This is a genomic window from Burkholderia sp. BCC0322, from assembly GCF_902833045.1.
Taxonomy (GTDB): Bacteria; Pseudomonadota; Gammaproteobacteria; order Burkholderiales; family Burkholderiaceae; genus Burkholderia.
The window spans coordinates 280,339-296,024 of sequence record NZ_CADFDU010000004.1 but is presented as its reverse complement, the minus strand read 5'-3'; the positions used below and the strand labels follow the sequence as shown (position 1 = coordinate 296,024).

14 protein-coding genes and 1 pseudogene are annotated in these 15,686 nt (G+C 67.1%); 6 read left to right on the top strand and 9 right to left on the bottom strand.

The annotated features are described in order from the left end of the window. Positions 1–43 precede the first annotated feature (43 nt). Both HWX39_RS14545 and HWX39_RS14540 read right to left on the bottom strand, forming a co-directional pair. On the bottom strand, positions 44–1,105 hold the full coding sequence (locus HWX39_RS14545; RefSeq protein WP_175968729.1) for an alkene reductase: 1,062 nt from the start codon (positions 1,103–1,105) through the stop codon (positions 44–46). An 82-nt stretch (positions 1,106–1,187) separates the two neighbouring features. Next, a complete protein-coding gene (locus tag HWX39_RS14540) occupies positions 1,188–1,496 on the bottom strand; it encodes a helix-turn-helix transcriptional regulator (protein WP_175968728.1) in 309 nt (102 codons plus the stop codon). 544 nt (positions 1,497–2,040) lie between these two features. Between HWX39_RS14540 and HWX39_RS14535 the strand changes: the two genes are divergently transcribed. Together HWX39_RS14535 and HWX39_RS14530 are read left to right on the top strand one after the other, a co-directional pair. Continuing rightward, positions 2,041–2,751, top strand: coding sequence for an HAD-IA family hydrolase (locus HWX39_RS14535; RefSeq protein WP_175968727.1), 711 nt, complete (start codon positions 2,041–2,043; stop codon positions 2,749–2,751). 85 nt (positions 2,752–2,836) lie between these two features. Beyond that, the gene (locus HWX39_RS14530) at positions 2,837–4,006 is read left to right on the top strand and encodes an alpha/beta fold hydrolase (RefSeq protein ID WP_175968726.1); all 1,170 of its coding nucleotides are present in this window, start codon (positions 2,837–2,839) and stop codon (positions 4,004–4,006) included. A 208-nt stretch (positions 4,007–4,214) separates the two neighbouring features. On the opposite strand, the gene HWX39_RS14525 is transcribed toward HWX39_RS14530, so the two are convergent. The 3 genes from HWX39_RS14525 to HWX39_RS14515 form a co-directional block, all read right to left on the bottom strand. After that, positions 4,215–5,354, bottom strand: coding sequence for a patatin-like phospholipase family protein (locus HWX39_RS14525; protein ID WP_175968725.1), 1,140 nt, complete (start codon positions 5,352–5,354; stop codon positions 4,215–4,217). A gap of 348 nt (positions 5,355–5,702) precedes the next feature. Next, complete coding sequence (locus HWX39_RS14520) at positions 5,703–6,035, bottom strand: cupredoxin family copper-binding protein (RefSeq protein ID WP_175968724.1); 333 nt, start codon at positions 6,033–6,035, stop codon at positions 5,703–5,705. Positions 6,036–6,060: 25 nt separating this feature from the next. After that, a complete protein-coding gene (locus HWX39_RS14515) occupies positions 6,061–7,005 on the bottom strand; it encodes a metallophosphoesterase (protein WP_175968723.1) in 945 nt (314 codons plus the stop codon). 255 nt (positions 7,006–7,260) lie between these two features. Here HWX39_RS14515 and HWX39_RS14510 point away from each other — a divergent pair, with 255 nt between their 5' ends. From HWX39_RS14510 to HWX39_RS14500, 3 genes are all read left to right on the top strand, one after another. Continuing rightward, positions 7,261–8,850, top strand: coding sequence for an inorganic phosphate transporter (locus HWX39_RS14510; RefSeq protein WP_175968722.1), 1,590 nt, complete (start codon positions 7,261–7,263; stop codon positions 8,848–8,850). A gap of 82 nt (positions 8,851–8,932) precedes the next feature. Further along, positions 8,933–10,684: an ABC transporter permease subunit gene (locus tag HWX39_RS14505; protein ID WP_175968721.1), complete on the top strand. Its 1,752-nt coding sequence runs from the start codon at positions 8,933–8,935 to the stop codon at positions 10,682–10,684. A gap of 11 nt (positions 10,685–10,695) precedes the next feature. After that, positions 10,696–12,042, top strand: coding sequence for a nitrate/sulfonate/bicarbonate ABC transporter ATP-binding protein (locus HWX39_RS14500; RefSeq protein WP_175968720.1), 1,347 nt, complete (start codon positions 10,696–10,698; stop codon positions 12,040–12,042). Between the two features lie 214 nt (positions 12,043–12,256). On the opposite strand, the gene HWX39_RS14495 is transcribed toward HWX39_RS14500, so the two are convergent. Next, complete coding sequence (locus tag HWX39_RS14495) at positions 12,257–12,655, bottom strand: DUF3331 domain-containing protein (protein ID WP_175968719.1); 399 nt, start codon at positions 12,653–12,655, stop codon at positions 12,257–12,259. Positions 12,656–12,699: 44 nt separating this feature from the next. After that, positions 12,700–13,992, bottom strand: coding sequence for an NAD(P)/FAD-dependent oxidoreductase (locus HWX39_RS14490; RefSeq protein ID WP_175968718.1), 1,293 nt, complete (start codon positions 13,990–13,992; stop codon positions 12,700–12,702). Positions 13,993–14,141: 149 nt separating this feature from the next. Here HWX39_RS14490 and HWX39_RS14485 point away from each other — a divergent pair, with 149 nt between their 5' ends. Beyond that, positions 14,142–14,795 (top strand): TetR/AcrR family transcriptional regulator, encoded by a 654-nt coding sequence (locus HWX39_RS14485; RefSeq protein WP_175968717.1) that lies wholly within the window; start codon positions 14,142–14,144, stop codon positions 14,793–14,795. Here the strand turns inward: HWX39_RS14485 and HWX39_RS36235 are convergent. Beyond that, positions 14,776–15,056: pseudogene (locus HWX39_RS36235) on the bottom strand (hypothetical protein); the annotation flags it as partial. The gene HWX39_RS14485 and the pseudogene HWX39_RS36235 sit on opposite strands and share 20 nt — an antisense overlap. 124 nt (positions 15,057–15,180) lie before the next feature. Beyond that, positions 15,181–15,660, bottom strand: coding sequence for a redox-sensitive transcriptional activator SoxR (gene soxR, locus HWX39_RS14475; RefSeq protein ID WP_175968716.1), 480 nt, complete (start codon positions 15,658–15,660; stop codon positions 15,181–15,183). Between the last annotated feature and the right edge of the window lie 26 nt (positions 15,661–15,686).

Sequence of the window (15,686 nt, the reverse complement as noted above, 5' to 3'; positions counted from 1 at the left end):
CGGGCGAGGCCGGTCCATTCGTCGTGCATGGCTTGCTGCGCGATCAGGCCGCGTCACTCAGCGCCGGGTAATCGGTATAACCCGTTTCGCCTTCCGCGTAGAACGTTTCCGGCACCGGCGCGTTGAGCGGCGCACCGAGTTCGAGGCGGCGCGGCAGGTCGGGGTTCGCGATGAACAGCTTGCCCCATGCGATCGCGTCGGCGCTGCCGCTTGCAAGCGCGGCCTGTGCGGTGTCGAGCGTGAATTGCTCGTTAGCGATCAGCGGGCCGCCGAACGCTTCCTTCAGGCGCGGGCTCAGGTGGTCGCCCGAATACGACTCACGCGTGAAGATGAACGCGATCTTGCGGCGGCCGAGTTCGCGTGCGACATAGCCGAACGTGGCCGCCGGATCGGAATCGCCCATCGTGTGCGCGTCGCCGCGCGGTGCAAGGTGCACGCCGACGCGGCCGGCGCCCCACACGTCGATCGCGGCGTCGACCACTTCGAGCAGCAGGCGTGCGCGGTTCTCGATCGGGCCGCCGTACGCATCGGTGCGGCGATTGGTGCTGTCCTGCAGGAACTGGTCGAGCAGGTAGCCGTTCGCGCCATGGATCTCGACACCGTCGAAGCCGGCGGCCTTCGCGTTCTCCGCACCCTTGCGGTACGCGGCGACGATGCCCGGGATTTCGTCGAGTTCGAGTGCGCGCGGCGTCACGTACGGGCGTTGCGGACGCACGAGGCTCACGTGGCCGCCCGCGGCGATCGCGCTCGGCGCGACCGGCAGGTCGCCGTTCAGGAATATCGGGTCGGAGATCCGGCCGACGTGCCAGAGCTGCAGCACGATGCGCCCACCGGCCGCATGCACGGCCTGCGTCACCTGTTTCCAGCCCTCGACCTGCTCGTCGGACCAGATGCCGGGGGTGTCCGCGTAGCCGACACCCTGCGGCGTGACCGACGTTGCCTCGGTAATGATCAGGCCGGCCGTTGCGCGCTCGGCGTAGTAGCGGGCCATCAGTGCGTTCGGCACGCGCGTCGCACCGGCACGGGAGCGGGTGAGCGGCGCCATCACGATGCGGTTCGGCAGGGTCAGGTCGCCGAGGGTGACGGGATCGAACAGGGTGGGCATGGCAAATAACCTCTTCACGAAAGGCGGGCGCGCCGTCGCGTCATGCGCAACGCGGGCCCGCGTGGCCGATACGGCCGGTTGGCTAGAGATCGCGGCGCAAAGCGTCGTGAAATGCGTCGATGACGGCCTCGTTGCGCTGGAAGAACGCCCACTGGCCGATCCGCGTCGACGTCACGAGCCCCGCGCGCTGCAGCGTCGCGAGGTGCGCGGAAACGGTCGACTGCGACAGCCCGCAGCGCGCGTCGATCTGGCCCGCGCAGACGCCGTGTTCATACGGCAGCGCCTGGTTCGGGAAATGCTCGCCCGGCGTTTTCAGCCAGTTGAGGATTTCCCGACGCACGGGGTTCGAGAGCGCTTTCAGGATCGCGTCGATGTCGATTTCGGTCGGCATGGGTGGAGCAGATGTTCCGGTCGGGCAGACGGGTATCGTCGATGGGCGAATCATATATCGGAATTCGACGATATGTTTGAAAGCACTGTTGGCTATGGGGTTGATAGCTGTCGACCGAGGCGTTGCTTCGGCGCAGCCTCCGCGGAGACTGTCGGGACGGTCCCGATCGTGACGTATCCTCGGTCAGGCCGGAACTGTTCACTTGATGTTTCGTGCGTGCTGCAATCCAGGATTGCGAATCACGCAGTCCCTTGTTTCATTCACCGAGCTGCGCGTGCAGCTTGGCGAGCGCTTTCGGGGCGTCGCTCGACATGCCGCCCGCTCCGCCGGCTGCCGCGCTCAAACGGTTGTGCTGACATCGATGCGGCGATCGCCGGTGTGCGTTCGGCATGGCGTTCGCGGTGGCGGCCGCATACTTGAAGCAGCACGTGCTGCAGTACGGACGTCCGCACTTCGATATGCAACCGTTCGCGGAGTTCTTTGCCTATGCGGTGCAACGGTCTGCGCGTCGCGCGCCGGCCCTTCTTGTTTGAGGAGACCTTTCATGCCTGTTCGAGCCGTCATCTTCGATTTCGATCTGACGCTGGCGGATTCGTCCGCCGCGATCATCGAATGCACGGAGCACGCGTTGCACCAGCTTGGCGCAGCCGGCGCGACGCCTGCGCAGATCGGCGCCGTGATCGGGTTGCCGCTGCACGAGATGTTCCGTTCGTTGACAGGCGAAGCCGACCCGGAGCGGGCCGATACGTTCGCGCGGCACTTCGTTGCGCGCGCCGACGAGATCATGGTGCACGGCACCCGCATCTACCCTGAAGTCCCGCCGCTGCTCGCGCGTCTGCGCGAGCAGGGTCTCGCGGTCGCGATCGTTTCGTCGAAGTTTCGTTATCGAATCGAGGCGATCCTCGCGCTGAACGGATTGCAGTCGCTGGTCGACGTGCTGATCGGCGGGGAGGACGTGCAGCGTCACAAGCCCGACCCGGAAGGGCTCGTGACGGCGCTCGCGCGGCTTGGTCTGCCTGCCGCCGCGGCGATCTACGTCGGCGATCATGCGGTGGACGCGCAGGCGGCCGAGCGGGCCGGCATGGCGTTCGTCGGCGCGGTGAGCGGGATGACGTCGTTCGACGGATGGGCACGAGCGGGCAAGCAGGCGGTGGCCGTGCATATCGGCGAACTGGGCGCGATCGTGCAACGGATGCAGCGTGCTTCGGGCAACGCCCGCGTCGACGCCGAACGCGGCGCGAAACCCGCCGACTGACCCATTTCCCGCAACAGTCCGGCAGCGCGCGACGGATTCTGCGACCATCGCCGTTAAAGTCATACCCGCCACTCGATCCGTCGCCATGTCGCTCATTTCCGTCGCCTTCGCCAGCCTTCGGTGCTCGCGCGTGCCGCCGGCAGCACGAACCCTGTCATATGCCGTTGCGCTCGCAGCCGCTTGCGCCGTGCTCGGCGTGCCGGGCGGCGCGCGTCCGGCCGAAGCCGCCACGCCCACGCAACGCGAACGCCTCGAGGCGCCGGTCAAGGCCGTCGCCAGCCAGCGGGTGGCCGTCGATACGCCGCAGGGAAGCGCGGTGTTGCCTGTCTATGCCGACCGTCCGCTCGACCAAGCCGCGCCGGATATCACCCGCGTCTTCGTCGTGATTCACGGCACGCTTCGCAACGCCGACGCGTACTATGCGTCGGGGCTCAAGGTCGTCGAGACGGCCGGAGCGGCCGGGAAGGGCACGATGGTTGTCGCGCCGCAGTTCCTGACGCGTGCCGATACGCGCGCGTTTTCGTTGCCGGCGCAAACGCTGGCGTGGACGCAGGAAGGATGGAAAGGCGGCGAACCGGCCCGCCAGCCGGGCCCGATCAGTTCGTTCGCCGTGCTCGACGCATTGCTTGCGCATTTCGCCGACCGCAGCCTGTATCCCGCGTTGTCGAGCGTGGTGGTGATCGGCCATTCCGCCGGTGCGCAGTTGCTGCAGCGCTATGCGGTGGCCGGGCACGAAGGCGATGCGCTGGAGCGGGCCGGCATCGCGGTGCGCTATGTGGTCGCGAACCCGTCGAGCTACCTGTATTTCGACGACGAACGGCCGGATGGCCAGGCGATCGCAGGCGGAAACTGCCCGAGCGCGACGGAGTGGAAATACGGGCTGAAGTCGGCGCCGCCTTATGTCGCGTCGCAGGACGTGCGCGATCTCGAAACACGCTATGTCGCGCGTCATGTCGTGTACCTGCTCGGCCAGGCCGACACGAACCCTTACACCCATTTCATCGATCGCTCGTGCGCGGCGATGGCGCAAGGCCCGTACCGGCTCGCGCGCGGGCTCGCATATTTCGATTACCTGAAGAAGCGGCATCCTGACGATCTCGCGCAGCATGTCGTCGAAGTGCCGGGCGTCGGGCATGACGGCCTCGGCATGTTCACGTCCGCTTGCGGGCTGGCGGTGCTGTTCGGGCAGGCGTTGCCGCAATCGTGTCCGGTCGTTGCCGGTACGGCGCCGGACATGCGAGCGGCACGGCAGTGAGCGCCCGCGCGAAGTCCGCGTACGGCGCAAATCGATCGGTCGGAAAAACGCGGGAATCGGCAAGATAAATCCATTTCCCGGCGAAGCACTCCCGGATCAGGATGACGGCGTTGCCAGGAGCGCCTCCTGAACGTCACGATCCTCGACGATTATTTCGACACGCTGCGCACGCTGCCGTGCTTTCGGCGCACTGTTGCGGGGCTGCACGTCACGCCGGGCTTTCCGGGATGGGCGGCGCGCTTGCGTCGAATACCGCCAGGCCTTCCATCGGGTCCGTCGGCGTATCCCACGGACGTGCCGCGATGGCGCGTTGTGCCGCTTCGTAGCCGGCCTGCCGGCGGGCGGCGATGCCGTCCGGCGTGAAATCGATGTCCTTCAGCTGATTGTCGCCGGCGAGTCGCGGCGCCGCGAGCTTGATCAGGTGCATCGTGGTTTCGCATCCCCACGCGGCGAGCCGGCGCACGGCCGGCGATGCGCGTTCGGCTTCCGGCACGTGGCGGGCCAGTTCGCGGATCACGTGGCGCAGCCGGTGGATCTGCTGCTGGCGCGCGATGTGGCTGTCGGTGCGGCTCGCATACTGGATGTCCTTCTGTCGCTCCGACACCTGCCAGATGCTCTCGGGCTCGGGGCCGGCAGGGTTCCACATCTGGACGGAGAAGATGATCGAGCTGCGGCGCGGGTTGTCGTCGAGCACGACTTCGACCGGCGTGTTCGAATACACGCCGCCATCCCAGTACGGTTCGCCGTCGATCCGGATTGCCGGGAACGCGGGCGGCAGTGCGCCCGAACTCATGATGTGCTCGATTCCGAGCCGCGTGTCGCGCGAATCGAAATAGCGCATCGTGCCGGTGCACGCATTGACCGCGCTGACGGTCAGGCGCGGGTGGCCCGCGTTCAGCAGGTCGGGATCGATCAGCGACATGAGCGTGTCGCGCAGCGGCGCGATCCGGTAATACGACGCGCGATCGACCCCGAGGCGGACCATCGGGCCGAGCCATGATGCCGGATTGGGCTGGAAGAATCCCGCGATGCCGCCGCCGATGATCATCAGCTCGGCCAGCGTCCGGTCCCAGCCGGGCAACAGCGGCGCGGTGTCGAAACGGGTCCGTTCGGTCACGCGGAGCCAGAATGCCGACAGTTTCTCGACGCGCAGCCCCGGCGGGTTCCCGGCGATCAGCGCCGCGTTGATCGCGCCGATCGATGTCCCGACCACCCAGTCGGGCCGGATACCGGCTTCGTCCATCGCCTGAAAGACGCCGAGCTGGAACGCGCCCAGTGCGCCGCCGCCCTGGAGCACGAGCACGACTTGCCCAGGGAGATCCATGCGTGCCGGCTGGCTCGCGGTCATGGCTTGCCTCGCTGCGTGTGAAGGTGAGTCGGATCCGAACGGATCGATTCAGTTTAGGCGATCCGCGGTGGTGGGCCGCTCGCAGTGCAACGTGCGGCGGCGTTTGCTTCGCCCATCGCTTCCGACCCTCAAGTGCATCGACGGGGGGCGCGCTTGCGGCCGCTCGCGCGCTGCCTGGCCGCACACGGCGCGTCGAACGGCGCGGACAAGCCGCTGCCGCGGCGTTCGGGCACGGCGCCGAGGTCGATCCTGGGCATGGGCGGCGCCGTCGGCCACGCGGGCGAATGGGGGGGAGGCGTTGCAGGCGGCCCGCTGTCCGCCATTCGTCCGCTTGGGTGATGCGCCGCGTCATTCGACCGTGATGGTCTCCTTCATGTACGGGTGAATCCCGCAGAACACCTTGTAGACGCCCGGCTTGTCGAAGCGGAACGAGTACGTCTCGTCCTGGTCGAGCGCCTTCGAATGAAAGATGCCGGCGTCGTTGACGACGGTGTGCGGTTCCGCGTCGAGGTTCTTCCACGTGATCGTCGTGCCGGCCTTGATCGTGGTCGACATCGGCGAAAACATGAAGTTGTGGATCGTCACGAGCGAGCCGTCCGGGCCTTGCGCGAACGCGGCGAGCGGGGCGGTGGCGCACAGGATCAGCGCCGCGATGAGGCTGGATTGCTTGAAGCGGGTCATGTCGGTTTCCTTACGATTCGGTGCGTCACGCCAGCGTCGTGTCATGCAGCGACGACGCGACGGGATGGCCGGCGAATTCGACGGTCGTCACGCCGAGCATCGACGGCAGCCGGTCGCGCGGCACGGTGAGCGGCACGGGGCCCGAGCCGTTGCCGGCCGTCGGCTGCGGGAACGCGGTGGAGCGCGCGGTGTGGAACGTCACGTTGCCTTCGACCTTCGACACGATCTGGTGGATGTGTCCGTTCAGCACGGTGACCGAGCCGAAGCGGCGCAGCAGCGCCATCGTCTGCGGCGCATCGCCGGTGCCCCAGCCCCACGGTTCGTAGATGGTCCACATCGGCATGTGCGAGAACACGACGATCGGCGTGCTCGACGAGCGGCCCTTCAGATCCTGGGCGAGCCACGCGAGCTGGTCGTCGCCGAAGCTGCCGAGCCCGTTCGGCTTGAAGTGCATCACGTTGACGAGGCCGATGAAGTGCACGCCCGCGTGATCGAAGCTGTAATACCCGCGGTTGTCGGACGCCTTGCCGAACCGGTCGAAATATTCGGCGCCCGAACCGTCGGTGACGTCGTGCTCGCCGGGCACCGTATGCAGTTCGGGCACACGCAGCGCGGAGAGCAGTTGCGACGCGTGATCGAACTCCTCGGGCTTGGACAGGTGCGTGATGTCGCCGGTATGGATGGCCAGCGCGGGCATCGCCGGCATGCCGTTGACGAGGTCGATCGTCTGCTTCAGCGTGGCCGATACGTCGGGGTTCGCATCCTTGTTGAAGCCGATGTGCGTGTCGCTGATCTGCACGAACAGCGGGCGGCCCGCGTTGGCGGGAAGCGTGTCGCCGGCCTGCGCGAGCGCGAGGTCGAACGGCGTCAGGATGCCGCCCGACAGCGTAAACAGCGTGCCGAGGCCGCCGAAGGCCATGCAATGCAGGGCCTTGCGGCGCGACGGGTTGATGGGGGGCGATGAAGACATGTGAGCCTCGCATTCATGTGAGGAAACCGGACGGCCGGAGCGTCCTGGAATAAACCGGCGCCTTCGCGTGCCATACCGGCGCAGCGGCGGATTTATTCCCGTGCATGACGAGGTCGAACACCCGTGTTCGCGGCTTGGCGGGCGTTGCACGACTTTTGAAGGATGACCTGTCAATGTCTTGTAAGTGACACGTCACATTTGCGTCACGACCGATCGATAGCCTGCCACTCCGAGTCACCTCTCCGGAGCCCCTTCATGCCGAATCTCGCGGCAACGGAAACCAGCGGTGCGGTCAGCCACCGCACGCGTACCATCAGCCTCGCGCTGTTTTTCCTGATCATTGCCTGCGGGATCGTCTACGTCGGCATTCATCTCAGCGCCGACCTCAGTCCCGTCAAGGAAAGTTCGGCCCTCCCGTTCCTGCTGCTGATCGTCGCGCTGCTGATCGCGCTCGGCTTCGAGTTCGTGAACGGCTTCCACGACACCGCGAACGCGGTCGCAACCGTCATCTATACGCATTCGCTCGACCCGCACCTCGCCGTCGTGTGGTCGGGCCTCTGGAACCTGTTCGGCGTGCTCGTGTCGAGCGGTGCCGTCGCGTTCGGCATCCTGCAGTTGCTGCCGGTCGAGCTGATCCTCCAGGTGGGCAGCGGCTCGGGCTTCGCGATGGTGTTCTCGCTGCTGATCGCGGCCGTCACGTGGAACCTCGCGACCTGGTATTTCGGGTTGCCGTCGTCGAGTTCGCACACGCTCGTCGGCTCGATCATCGGCGTTGGCCTGATGAACCAGTTCGTCAGCGGCCCGTCGGCCACGAGCGGCGTCGACTGGAACCAGGCGCTCGGCGTCGGCAAGGCGCTGCTGTTCTCGCCGCTGATCGGCTTCGTGCTGTCCGCGCTCGTGCTGCTGCTGCTGAAGGCGCTCGTGCGCGTGCCGGCGTTGTACCAGGAGCCGAAGGGCAACAAGCCGCCGCCGTTCTGGATTCGCCTGCTGCTGATCCTCACCTGCACGGGCGTGTCGTTCGCGCACGGCTCGAACGACGGGCAGAAGGGCATGGGGCTGATCATGCTGATCCTGATCGGCGTGATGCCGACCGCGTATGCGCTGAACAAGGCCGTGACGCCCGACCAGACGAGCACCTTCGTCGCGGTGGCGCGCCACGCGTCGACGACGCTCGTCAAGTATGCGGACCCGGCCGCGCAGTCGGCCGCGCCGCGCGCCGACGTCGAGGCGTACGTGCGCACGCACAAGCTGACGCCCGCGACGATTCCGGCGCTGGGCAAGCTCACCGACACGATCGCCGACCAGGTCGCGCAGGCCGGCGGCATCTCGAGCGTGCCGCAGAACCTCGTCGACAACGTACGCAACAACATGTACGTCGCGTCCGAGGCGATCCGGCTGATGGAGAAGGCGAAGGCGCCGGCGTTCTCGGTCGAGGACGCGAGCGCGCTCGAAGCGTTCAAGAAGCAGATGGACCGCGCGACGAAATTCATCCCGACCTGGGTGAAGGTCGCGGTGGCGATCGCGCTCGGCCTCGGCACGATGGTCGGCTGGAAGCGGATCGTCGTGACGGTCGGCGAGAAGATCGGCAAGTCGCATCTCACATACGGGCAGGGCGCGTCGGCCGAGGCCGTCGCGATGCTGACGATCGGGATGGCCGACGCGTACGGGCTGCCGGTATCGACGACGCACGTGCTCGCGTCGGGCGTGGCCGGCACGATGACGGCCAGCGGCGCGGGCCTGCGCTGGGATACGGTGCGCAACCTCGTGCTCGCGTGGGTGCTGACGCTGCCCGCATCGATCGCGCTGTCGGCCGCCTTGTACTGGGTGCTGCACGGACTGTTCTGACCCGCGCCGGGGGGGCGCGACGTCCGGCCGCGCGATGCGCGGCCGGTCCCATCGATTTTCAATTCAACACAAGACGCTACCGATGGATATCAGTTTCGATCCGAACCGCACCGCGAACGCTTCGGCGTGGCGCGTGCTGCCCAACCGCTGGGATGCCGTCGCGTTTCCGCTGATCATCTGCCTGCTCGCGATGGCGATCGTCGGGTTCCACCAGACGATGGCGCCGATCGGCGTGCTGCAGACACAGAAGATCTCGCTCGATCCGTCGAACCTGCCCGAATACGCGTTGCGCACCACGCTGCGGATGCTCGCCGCGATGGTCGCGTCGCTCGTGTTCACGCTCGTCTACGGCACGCTCGCCGCGAAAAGCCGCCGCGCGGGCATGGTGCTGATTCCGATCCTCGACATCCTGCAGTCGGTGCCGGTGCTCGGCTACATCTCGTTTACCGTCACGTTCTTCCTCGCGCTGTTTCCGGGCCGCGTGCTCGGTGCGGAGCTCGCGGCGATCTTCGCGATCTTCACGAGCCAGGCGTGGAACATGACGTTCAGCTTCTACCAGTCGCTGCGCACGGTGCCGCGCGACCTGAGCGAAGTGTCGCGCGGCTTTCACCTGACGCCGTGGCAACGCTTCTGGAAGCTCGAGGTGCCGTTCTCGATGCCGGGCCTGATCTGGAACATGATGATGTCGATGTCGGGCGGCTGGTTCTTCGTCGTCGCGTCGGAAGCGATCACCGTCGGCAACCAGACCATCACGCTGCCGGGCATCGGCGCGTACCTCGCGCAGGCGATCAGCGACAAGAACCTCGGCGCGGTCGGCTGGGTGATCGTCGCGATGTCGGTCGTGATCCTCGCCTATGACCAGTTCCTGTTCCGCCCGCTCGTCGCGTGGGCCGACAAGTTCCGGATGGAAAACACCGCGTCGGGCGATGCGCCGCAATCCTGGCTGCTCGACATGATGCGCCGCACGCACCTGATCCATCAGCTGCTCGTGCCGGCCGGCTGGCTGCTGTCGCAGGCCGCGCGGATCCCGCTGCGCTTTCCGTCGCGGAAGGGCACGCGTGCGAACGGTGGGTCGTCGCGCCGCTCGTCGCGTATCGGCGACATCGTGTGGGCCGCGTTCGTGATCCTGCTGACGGTGTACGTCGTGTGGCGCGTCGTCACGTTCGTCGCGACCGGCGTGACGATGGGCGAGGTCGGGCATGTGCTCGTGCTCGGGCTCATCACGCTGCTGCGCGTGCTGGTGCTGATCGCGATCGCTTCGGTGATCTGGGTGCCGCTCGGCGTGCTGATCGGGCTTCGCCCGGCGCTGGCCGAGAAGATCCAGCCGCTCGCGCAGTTTCTCGCCGCGTTCCCGGCGAACCTGCTGTTCCCGGTGTTCGTGATCGTGATCGTCCACTTCCACCTGAACGCGGACATCTGGCTGTCGCCGCTGATCGTGCTCGGCACGCAGTGGTACATCCTGTTCAACGTGATCGCCGGCGCGATGTCCTATCCGAACGATTACAAGGAAGCGACGAAGAATTTCCGCATCCGCGGCTGGCAGTGGTGGCGGCAGGCGATCCTGCCCGGCATCTTCCCGTACTACGTGACGGGTGCCATTACCGCCTCCGGCGGCGCGTGGAACGCGAGCATCGTGTCCGAGTTCGTGCAGTGGGGCGACACGAAGGTCGTCGCGCACGGCCTCGGTTCGTATATCGCGCAGACCACCGCCGCCGGCGATTTTCCGAAGATCATCCTGGGCATCGCCGTGATGTCCCTGTTCGTTACCCTGTTCAACCGTCTGCTGTGGCGTCCGATGTACGCCTATGCGGAATCCCGGCTCCGTCTCGATTGAGAGTAAGCGCGATGCAAAATTCGACCGTTATCAACGCCCCCGTCAAGACATCCCAGCCACTGCAGCCGCCGCGCCTCGGCGACGAAATCCTGCGCGTCGATCACGTCTGTCGCGGCTTCAACAAGACGCAGGGCGAGCTGCTCGTGCTCGACGATGCGAACCTGTCGCTGCGCGAAGGCGAGATCGTCGGGCTGCTCGGCCGTTCCGGCTCGGGCAAGTCGACGCTGCTGCGCATCATCGCCGGGCTGATCGAGCCGACCGGCGGCGAAGTGACCTACCTCGGCCAACCGCTGCGCGGCCCGGCCGAAGGCGTCGCGATGGTGTTCCAGACCTTCGCGCTGTTCCCGTGGCTCACCGTGCTGCAGAACGTGGAGGCCGGCCTCGAAGCGCTCGGCGTCGGCGCACGCGAGCGGCGCGAGCGCGCGCTTGCCGCGATCGACCTGATCGGTCTCGACGGCTTCGAGAACGCGTATCCGCGCGAGCTGTCGGGCGGCATGCGCCAGCGCGTGGGCTTTGCGCGCGCGCTCGTTGTCGACCCGACGATCCTGCTGATGGACGAGCCGTTCTCGGCGCTCGACGTGCTGACGGCCGAGACGCTGCGTACTGACCTGCTCGATCTGTGGACGCAGGGCCGGATGCCGATCAAGTCGGTGCTGATCGTCACGCACAACATCGAGGAAGCGGTGTTCATGTGCGACCGGATCCTCGTGCTGTCGTCGAACCCGGGCCGCGTGATCGCCGAGATCAAGGTGCCGTTCAAGCATCCGCGCAACCGGCTCGATACCGATTTCCGCAAGCTCGTCGACGACATCTACGCGAAGATGACCGCGCGCCAGACCGGCGAGGCGACGAAGAAGGGGCTCGAGCTCGGCAGCTGGATGCCGCGCGTGTCGACCAACCTGATGGCCGGCCTGATCGAGACGCTCGCGATGGCGCCGTACCACGGCCGCGCAGACATGCCGGAAATCGCGCGCACGCTGCACCTGGAAGTCGACGAACTGTTCCCGATCGCCGAAGTGCTGCAGTACCTCGGCTTCGCAGACGTGCGGGAAGGGGACGTGTTCCTGACGCCGCCCGCGCGCGTGTTCGCGGAATTCGGCACGCAGGAGCGCAAGCTGATGTTCGCGGATCACCTGCTGAAGCATGTGCCGCTCGCTGCGCGGATCCGGAAAGTGCTGAACGAGCGCCCGGGCCATCGTGCGCCGCGCGTGCGCTTCGAGCAGGAGCTGGAGGATTTCCTGTCGGACGAAGCGGCCGAGGAAACGCTCGACGCGGTGATCGACTGGGGGCGTTACGGGGAAGTGTTCTCGTACAACGACAAGACCGAGGTGTTCAGTCTCGAGGATGTCGAGAGCTGACAGTCACGAAGTGGACTCATGGGGTGCGGCATCCATCCGTCATCGATGTCGCACCCCCGTCGGAGCCATGCTGCATGGCCGGCAGGGTTGCCGACGGGCGATTCATTCAACCTCGACGGCCTGCGCAAGCCGAAGCACGGATGAACGAAACGGTCCGCGATACGGATCGCGTCACCACCGCCTGAAGCGGGATCCCCGGCCGAACTTCGGGCCTTCAGGCCGCTTCGGCGGGGCGGGCCGCGTCGAGGCACTCGGCCCGCACCATCGCGGCGGCGTTGCCCGGCGTCGAGCCGAGCAATTGCGGCGCATAGACGCTGTCGCCGATCTCGATCGGCTGCCCCGACAGCGCACACACGCCGCGCTTGCGCGTGGTGAACAGCCGCCACTTCTGATAACCGTAGTGCCCGGTGCATGCGTCGCGCCATGAAATCATCACGGTGTCGGCCGTGGGCCGCTCGAGCACGCTGATGGACGGCTTGCTCGTCGCATCCCACGACGGCAGCCGGTCGCGTGTGACGCTGCGCCGCCGCGGCACGCCCCACGAGACGGACGGCATGTCGAAGCTGCTGATCGCGGCGACGGTCACGAGCCAGGGCGCCAAACGGTTGTTCATGTCGGTTTTCCTCGAAAAACGTTACGCGACACCGCCACGCGGCATCACGACAGGCGGATGCGCGGCTGCACGCAGCCGTTGATCCGTTCGGCGATCCACAGCAGGGTCGCCTTGGAGAAGCCGTGCAGCGCCTGCTGGTGCCGCCGGTAGAGCATCAGGTGGCTGAACTGCGCGAAACGCCCCTGGATGAAGCCGCCGCGAAAGAACCCGAACTGCCCGAGCGTGCCGAACGCGTCGTAGTCGCTGATCGAGACGAGCGCGCCGAAATCGTGGAACGCGAACGGCGGAATCGGCGTGCCGTCGAGCCACGCGGGCAAGTGCTTCGCGAGGTGCTCGGCCTGTTGGGTCGCGACTTGCGCGGTGGGCGGCAGCGGCCGTTCCTGGCCGTCGGGCAGGAGGCTGGCGCAATCGCCGATCGCGAACACGTGCTCGTCGCCCGTGGCCTGCAGCGTCGGCGCGACGACGATCTGGTTCGCGCGATTCGTGTCGAGGCCGTCGAGCGCCTGCATGAAATCGGGCGCCTTCACGCCGGCCGCCCAGACCATCAGGTCCGCTTCCGCAAATGCACCGTCGCCGTAGTGGAAGCCGTTCGCGTCGGCGGACGTGACGCGGGTCGACGTCAGCACGTGAAAACCGATCTGTTCGAGCCGCCGCTGCGCGGACGCGGAAATCCGCGGCGGAAACGCGGCGAGGATGCGCGGGCCGCTTTCGAGCAGCGTGAGCTGCAGCCGCTCGCGTACCGTCGCGTCGCCATATGCCTGCGCCACTTCCAGCAGGCGGCTCAGCTCCGCCGCGAGTTCCACGCCGGTCGCGCCCGCGCCGACGATCGCGACGCGGAACGGCTCGTCGCGCGCGATGCTGCGAAATACGCGCATCCGCAACGCTTCGTTGAAGGTTTCGGCCTGCCGCTGGCTGTCGATGAAATAGCAGTGCTCGCGCACGCCCGGCACGCCGAAATCGTTGGCCTGGCTGCCGAGCGCGAGGATCAGCACGTCGTATTCGAGCTCGCGTGCGTCGAGCACGAGTTCGCCGTCCTGCGAGCGGATCTCGCCGAGCTGCACGCGGCGGCGTGCGCGATCGAGCCCCGTCAGTTCGCCGGGCTGGTACGCATAGCCGTGGTCACGAGCATGGGCGAGGAAGATCACCTGTTGCTGCTGCACGTCGCGCGTGCCGGCCGCGATCGTGTGGAGCATCGGCTTCCAGATGTGGGTCGGGCTGCGGTCGACGACGGTGACCTGGGCGCGCCCGGACCGGCCGAGGCGCTCGCCCAGGCGGGTCGCGAGCTGCAGCCCTGCGATCCCGCCGCCGACGATGACGATGCGTGTAGGGGTTGTCATGGATAAATCATCACGTGATGAATAAGGTATGATCCTAGCGCTTCCCGGCTTCGCGTGTCAACGGAGCGGGGCAGGTCACCCGGTTTTCGGCGCCGCTAAAGCGGGGCTGGAACACGGGTATTCGAATCGTTCAAGGAGAGCAGGAAGACGTGACTGAAGTCACTGAGCGCGCGCCGGCCAAGCGGCGCATGCGAGGGCGGCCGCTGGCCGGGGCGTCCGTGGGGCCGGACGTGATATTGCGGGCCGCGCGCCGCACGTTCGCGAAGCGCGGCTACGACGCGACGAGCGTGCGCGAAGTCGCGCGCGAGCTGGGGGTCGACGCGGCACTGATCGCGCACCATTTCGGTACGAAGGAAACGTTGTGGCTGGCGGTTGTCGAGCAGATCGCGGAGCTCGCCGAGCCGATGTTCGACGCACTGCGTGCGTTGCGCACGTCGCCGCTGTCGCATCGCGACCGCGTGCTGCGCGCGATCGAGCTGTGCGTCGAGCACGAGTTCGACGAGCCCGACATGGGCATGTTCTTCTCGACCGCGGCGACCGAAGTGGGCGGGCGGCTCGACCGGCTGCAGGAGCGGCTCGTGCGCCCGTACTACGACGTGCTGTTTCCGCTGCTGTCGGACGGCGTCGAGGCCGGCGTGATCCGCCCGGTCGATCCGACCGTGCTGTTCTTCATGCTTGCGAGCGCGATCGGCACGACGGTGTCGTACAGCCACATGATGCTGGAGTACACGTCGCTGCCCACGCGGCAGGACGCGTTCCGCAAGGCCGTGGCCGACGTCGCGTTCAACGTCGTCGGCGTCTGAGCGCGGCGAGCGGCCACCCCGCCAGTACCCGCACCCGTTCGCGCACCGCGCTTCGCGCGGTCTCGCGCAGCGCATCGGCGAGCGGCGCTGGCGTCCGGTGCGCGATCGTCAGCTCGTACGCGAGCGGGTTGCCCGCCTTCTTCAGTTCGCAGAACGTAACGTCATGCCTTGCGGCTGCATCGGCACGGACAGGCGCTGCATCAGCGCGGCGCCGGTGCCGCCCGCGACGCGCCCGGCCGTCGTCTGCATCGGGTGCGGCTCGCCGGGCCGGGCGCGTCGTTCGTCACCGGCGCGACGATCGCGGTGAACGACGGCTGGCGCGTCGGCTGACACCATCCATCCAGGCGGCCGGGTGGGGCATCGCGCGCCACGTCCGGCCTGCCTGTCACTTGATGTCCGTGGGCGGCGCATCGCCGAGCCAGCGGCGCGCGCCGGGCCCGTTGCGACCCGCGCGGTCTTCCGGGTTCGTCAGCTTGCAGCGCTTCAGCGACAGGCAGCCGCAGCCGATGCATTCGTCGAGGTTGATGTAGAGCCGCTGCAACTCCTCGATCCGGCTTGCGACGCGCTGCTTCCAGCCGCGCGACAGCCGCTGCCAGTCCTTGTTGCTCGGTGCGGTGTCCGCGGGGAGGCTGACGAGCTGCTCGGCGATCTCGTCGAGCGAATAGCCGATCTTCTGCGCGAACACGATGAACGCGATCAATCGCAGCACCGCGCGCGAATAGTGGCGATGGCTCGAACCGTTGCGGTGCGACTTGATGAGCCCGCGTGTCTCGTAGAACCGCAGCGTCGACGCCGGTACGCCGCTGCGCGCGGCCACTTCGCGGATCGACATCAGCGGCCATTTCGGTTCTTCAGGGGTACCCATGACGTTCTCCGGGAAAAGCTTGACTT

What these genes read in the sequence shown, in the direction of transcription:
- HWX39_RS14490 (WP_175968718.1), bottom strand. Translation starts at nt 13,992, where the DNA reads ATGACAACCCCTACACGCATCGTCATCGTCGGCGGCGGGATCGCAGGG.
- HWX39_RS14510 (WP_175968722.1), top strand. Translation starts at nt 7,261, where the DNA reads ATGCCGAATCTCGCGGCAACGGAAACCAGCGGTGCGGTCAGCCACCGC.
- HWX39_RS14535 (WP_175968727.1), top strand. Translation starts at nt 2,041, where the DNA reads ATGCCTGTTCGAGCCGTCATCTTCGATTTCGATCTGACGCTGGCGGAT.
- HWX39_RS14495 (WP_175968719.1), bottom strand. Translation starts at nt 12,655, where the DNA reads ATGAACAACCGTTTGGCGCCCTGGCTCGTGACCGTCGCCGCGATCAGC.
- HWX39_RS14515 (WP_175968723.1), bottom strand. Translation starts at nt 7,005, where the DNA reads ATGTCTTCATCGCCCCCCATCAACCCGTCGCGCCGCAAGGCCCTGCAT.
- HWX39_RS14545 (WP_175968729.1), bottom strand. Translation starts at nt 1,105, where the DNA reads ATGCCCACCCTGTTCGATCCCGTCACCCTCGGCGACCTGACCCTGCCG.
- soxR (WP_175968716.1), bottom strand. Translation starts at nt 15,660, where the DNA reads ATGGGTACCCCTGAAGAACCGAAATGGCCGCTGATGTCGATCCGCGAA.
- HWX39_RS14500 (WP_175968720.1), top strand. Translation starts at nt 10,696, where the DNA reads ATGCAAAATTCGACCGTTATCAACGCCCCCGTCAAGACATCCCAGCCA.
- HWX39_RS14520 (WP_175968724.1), bottom strand. Translation starts at nt 6,035, where the DNA reads ATGACCCGCTTCAAGCAATCCAGCCTCATCGCGGCGCTGATCCTGTGC.
- HWX39_RS14505 (WP_175968721.1), top strand. Translation starts at nt 8,933, where the DNA reads ATGGATATCAGTTTCGATCCGAACCGCACCGCGAACGCTTCGGCGTGG.
- HWX39_RS14530 (WP_175968726.1), top strand. Translation starts at nt 2,837, where the DNA reads ATGTCGCTCATTTCCGTCGCCTTCGCCAGCCTTCGGTGCTCGCGCGTG.
- HWX39_RS14540 (WP_175968728.1), bottom strand. Translation starts at nt 1,496, where the DNA reads ATGCCGACCGAAATCGACATCGACGCGATCCTGAAAGCGCTCTCGAAC.
- HWX39_RS14525 (WP_175968725.1), bottom strand. Translation starts at nt 5,354, where the DNA reads ATGACCGCGAGCCAGCCGGCACGCATGGATCTCCCTGGGCAAGTCGTG.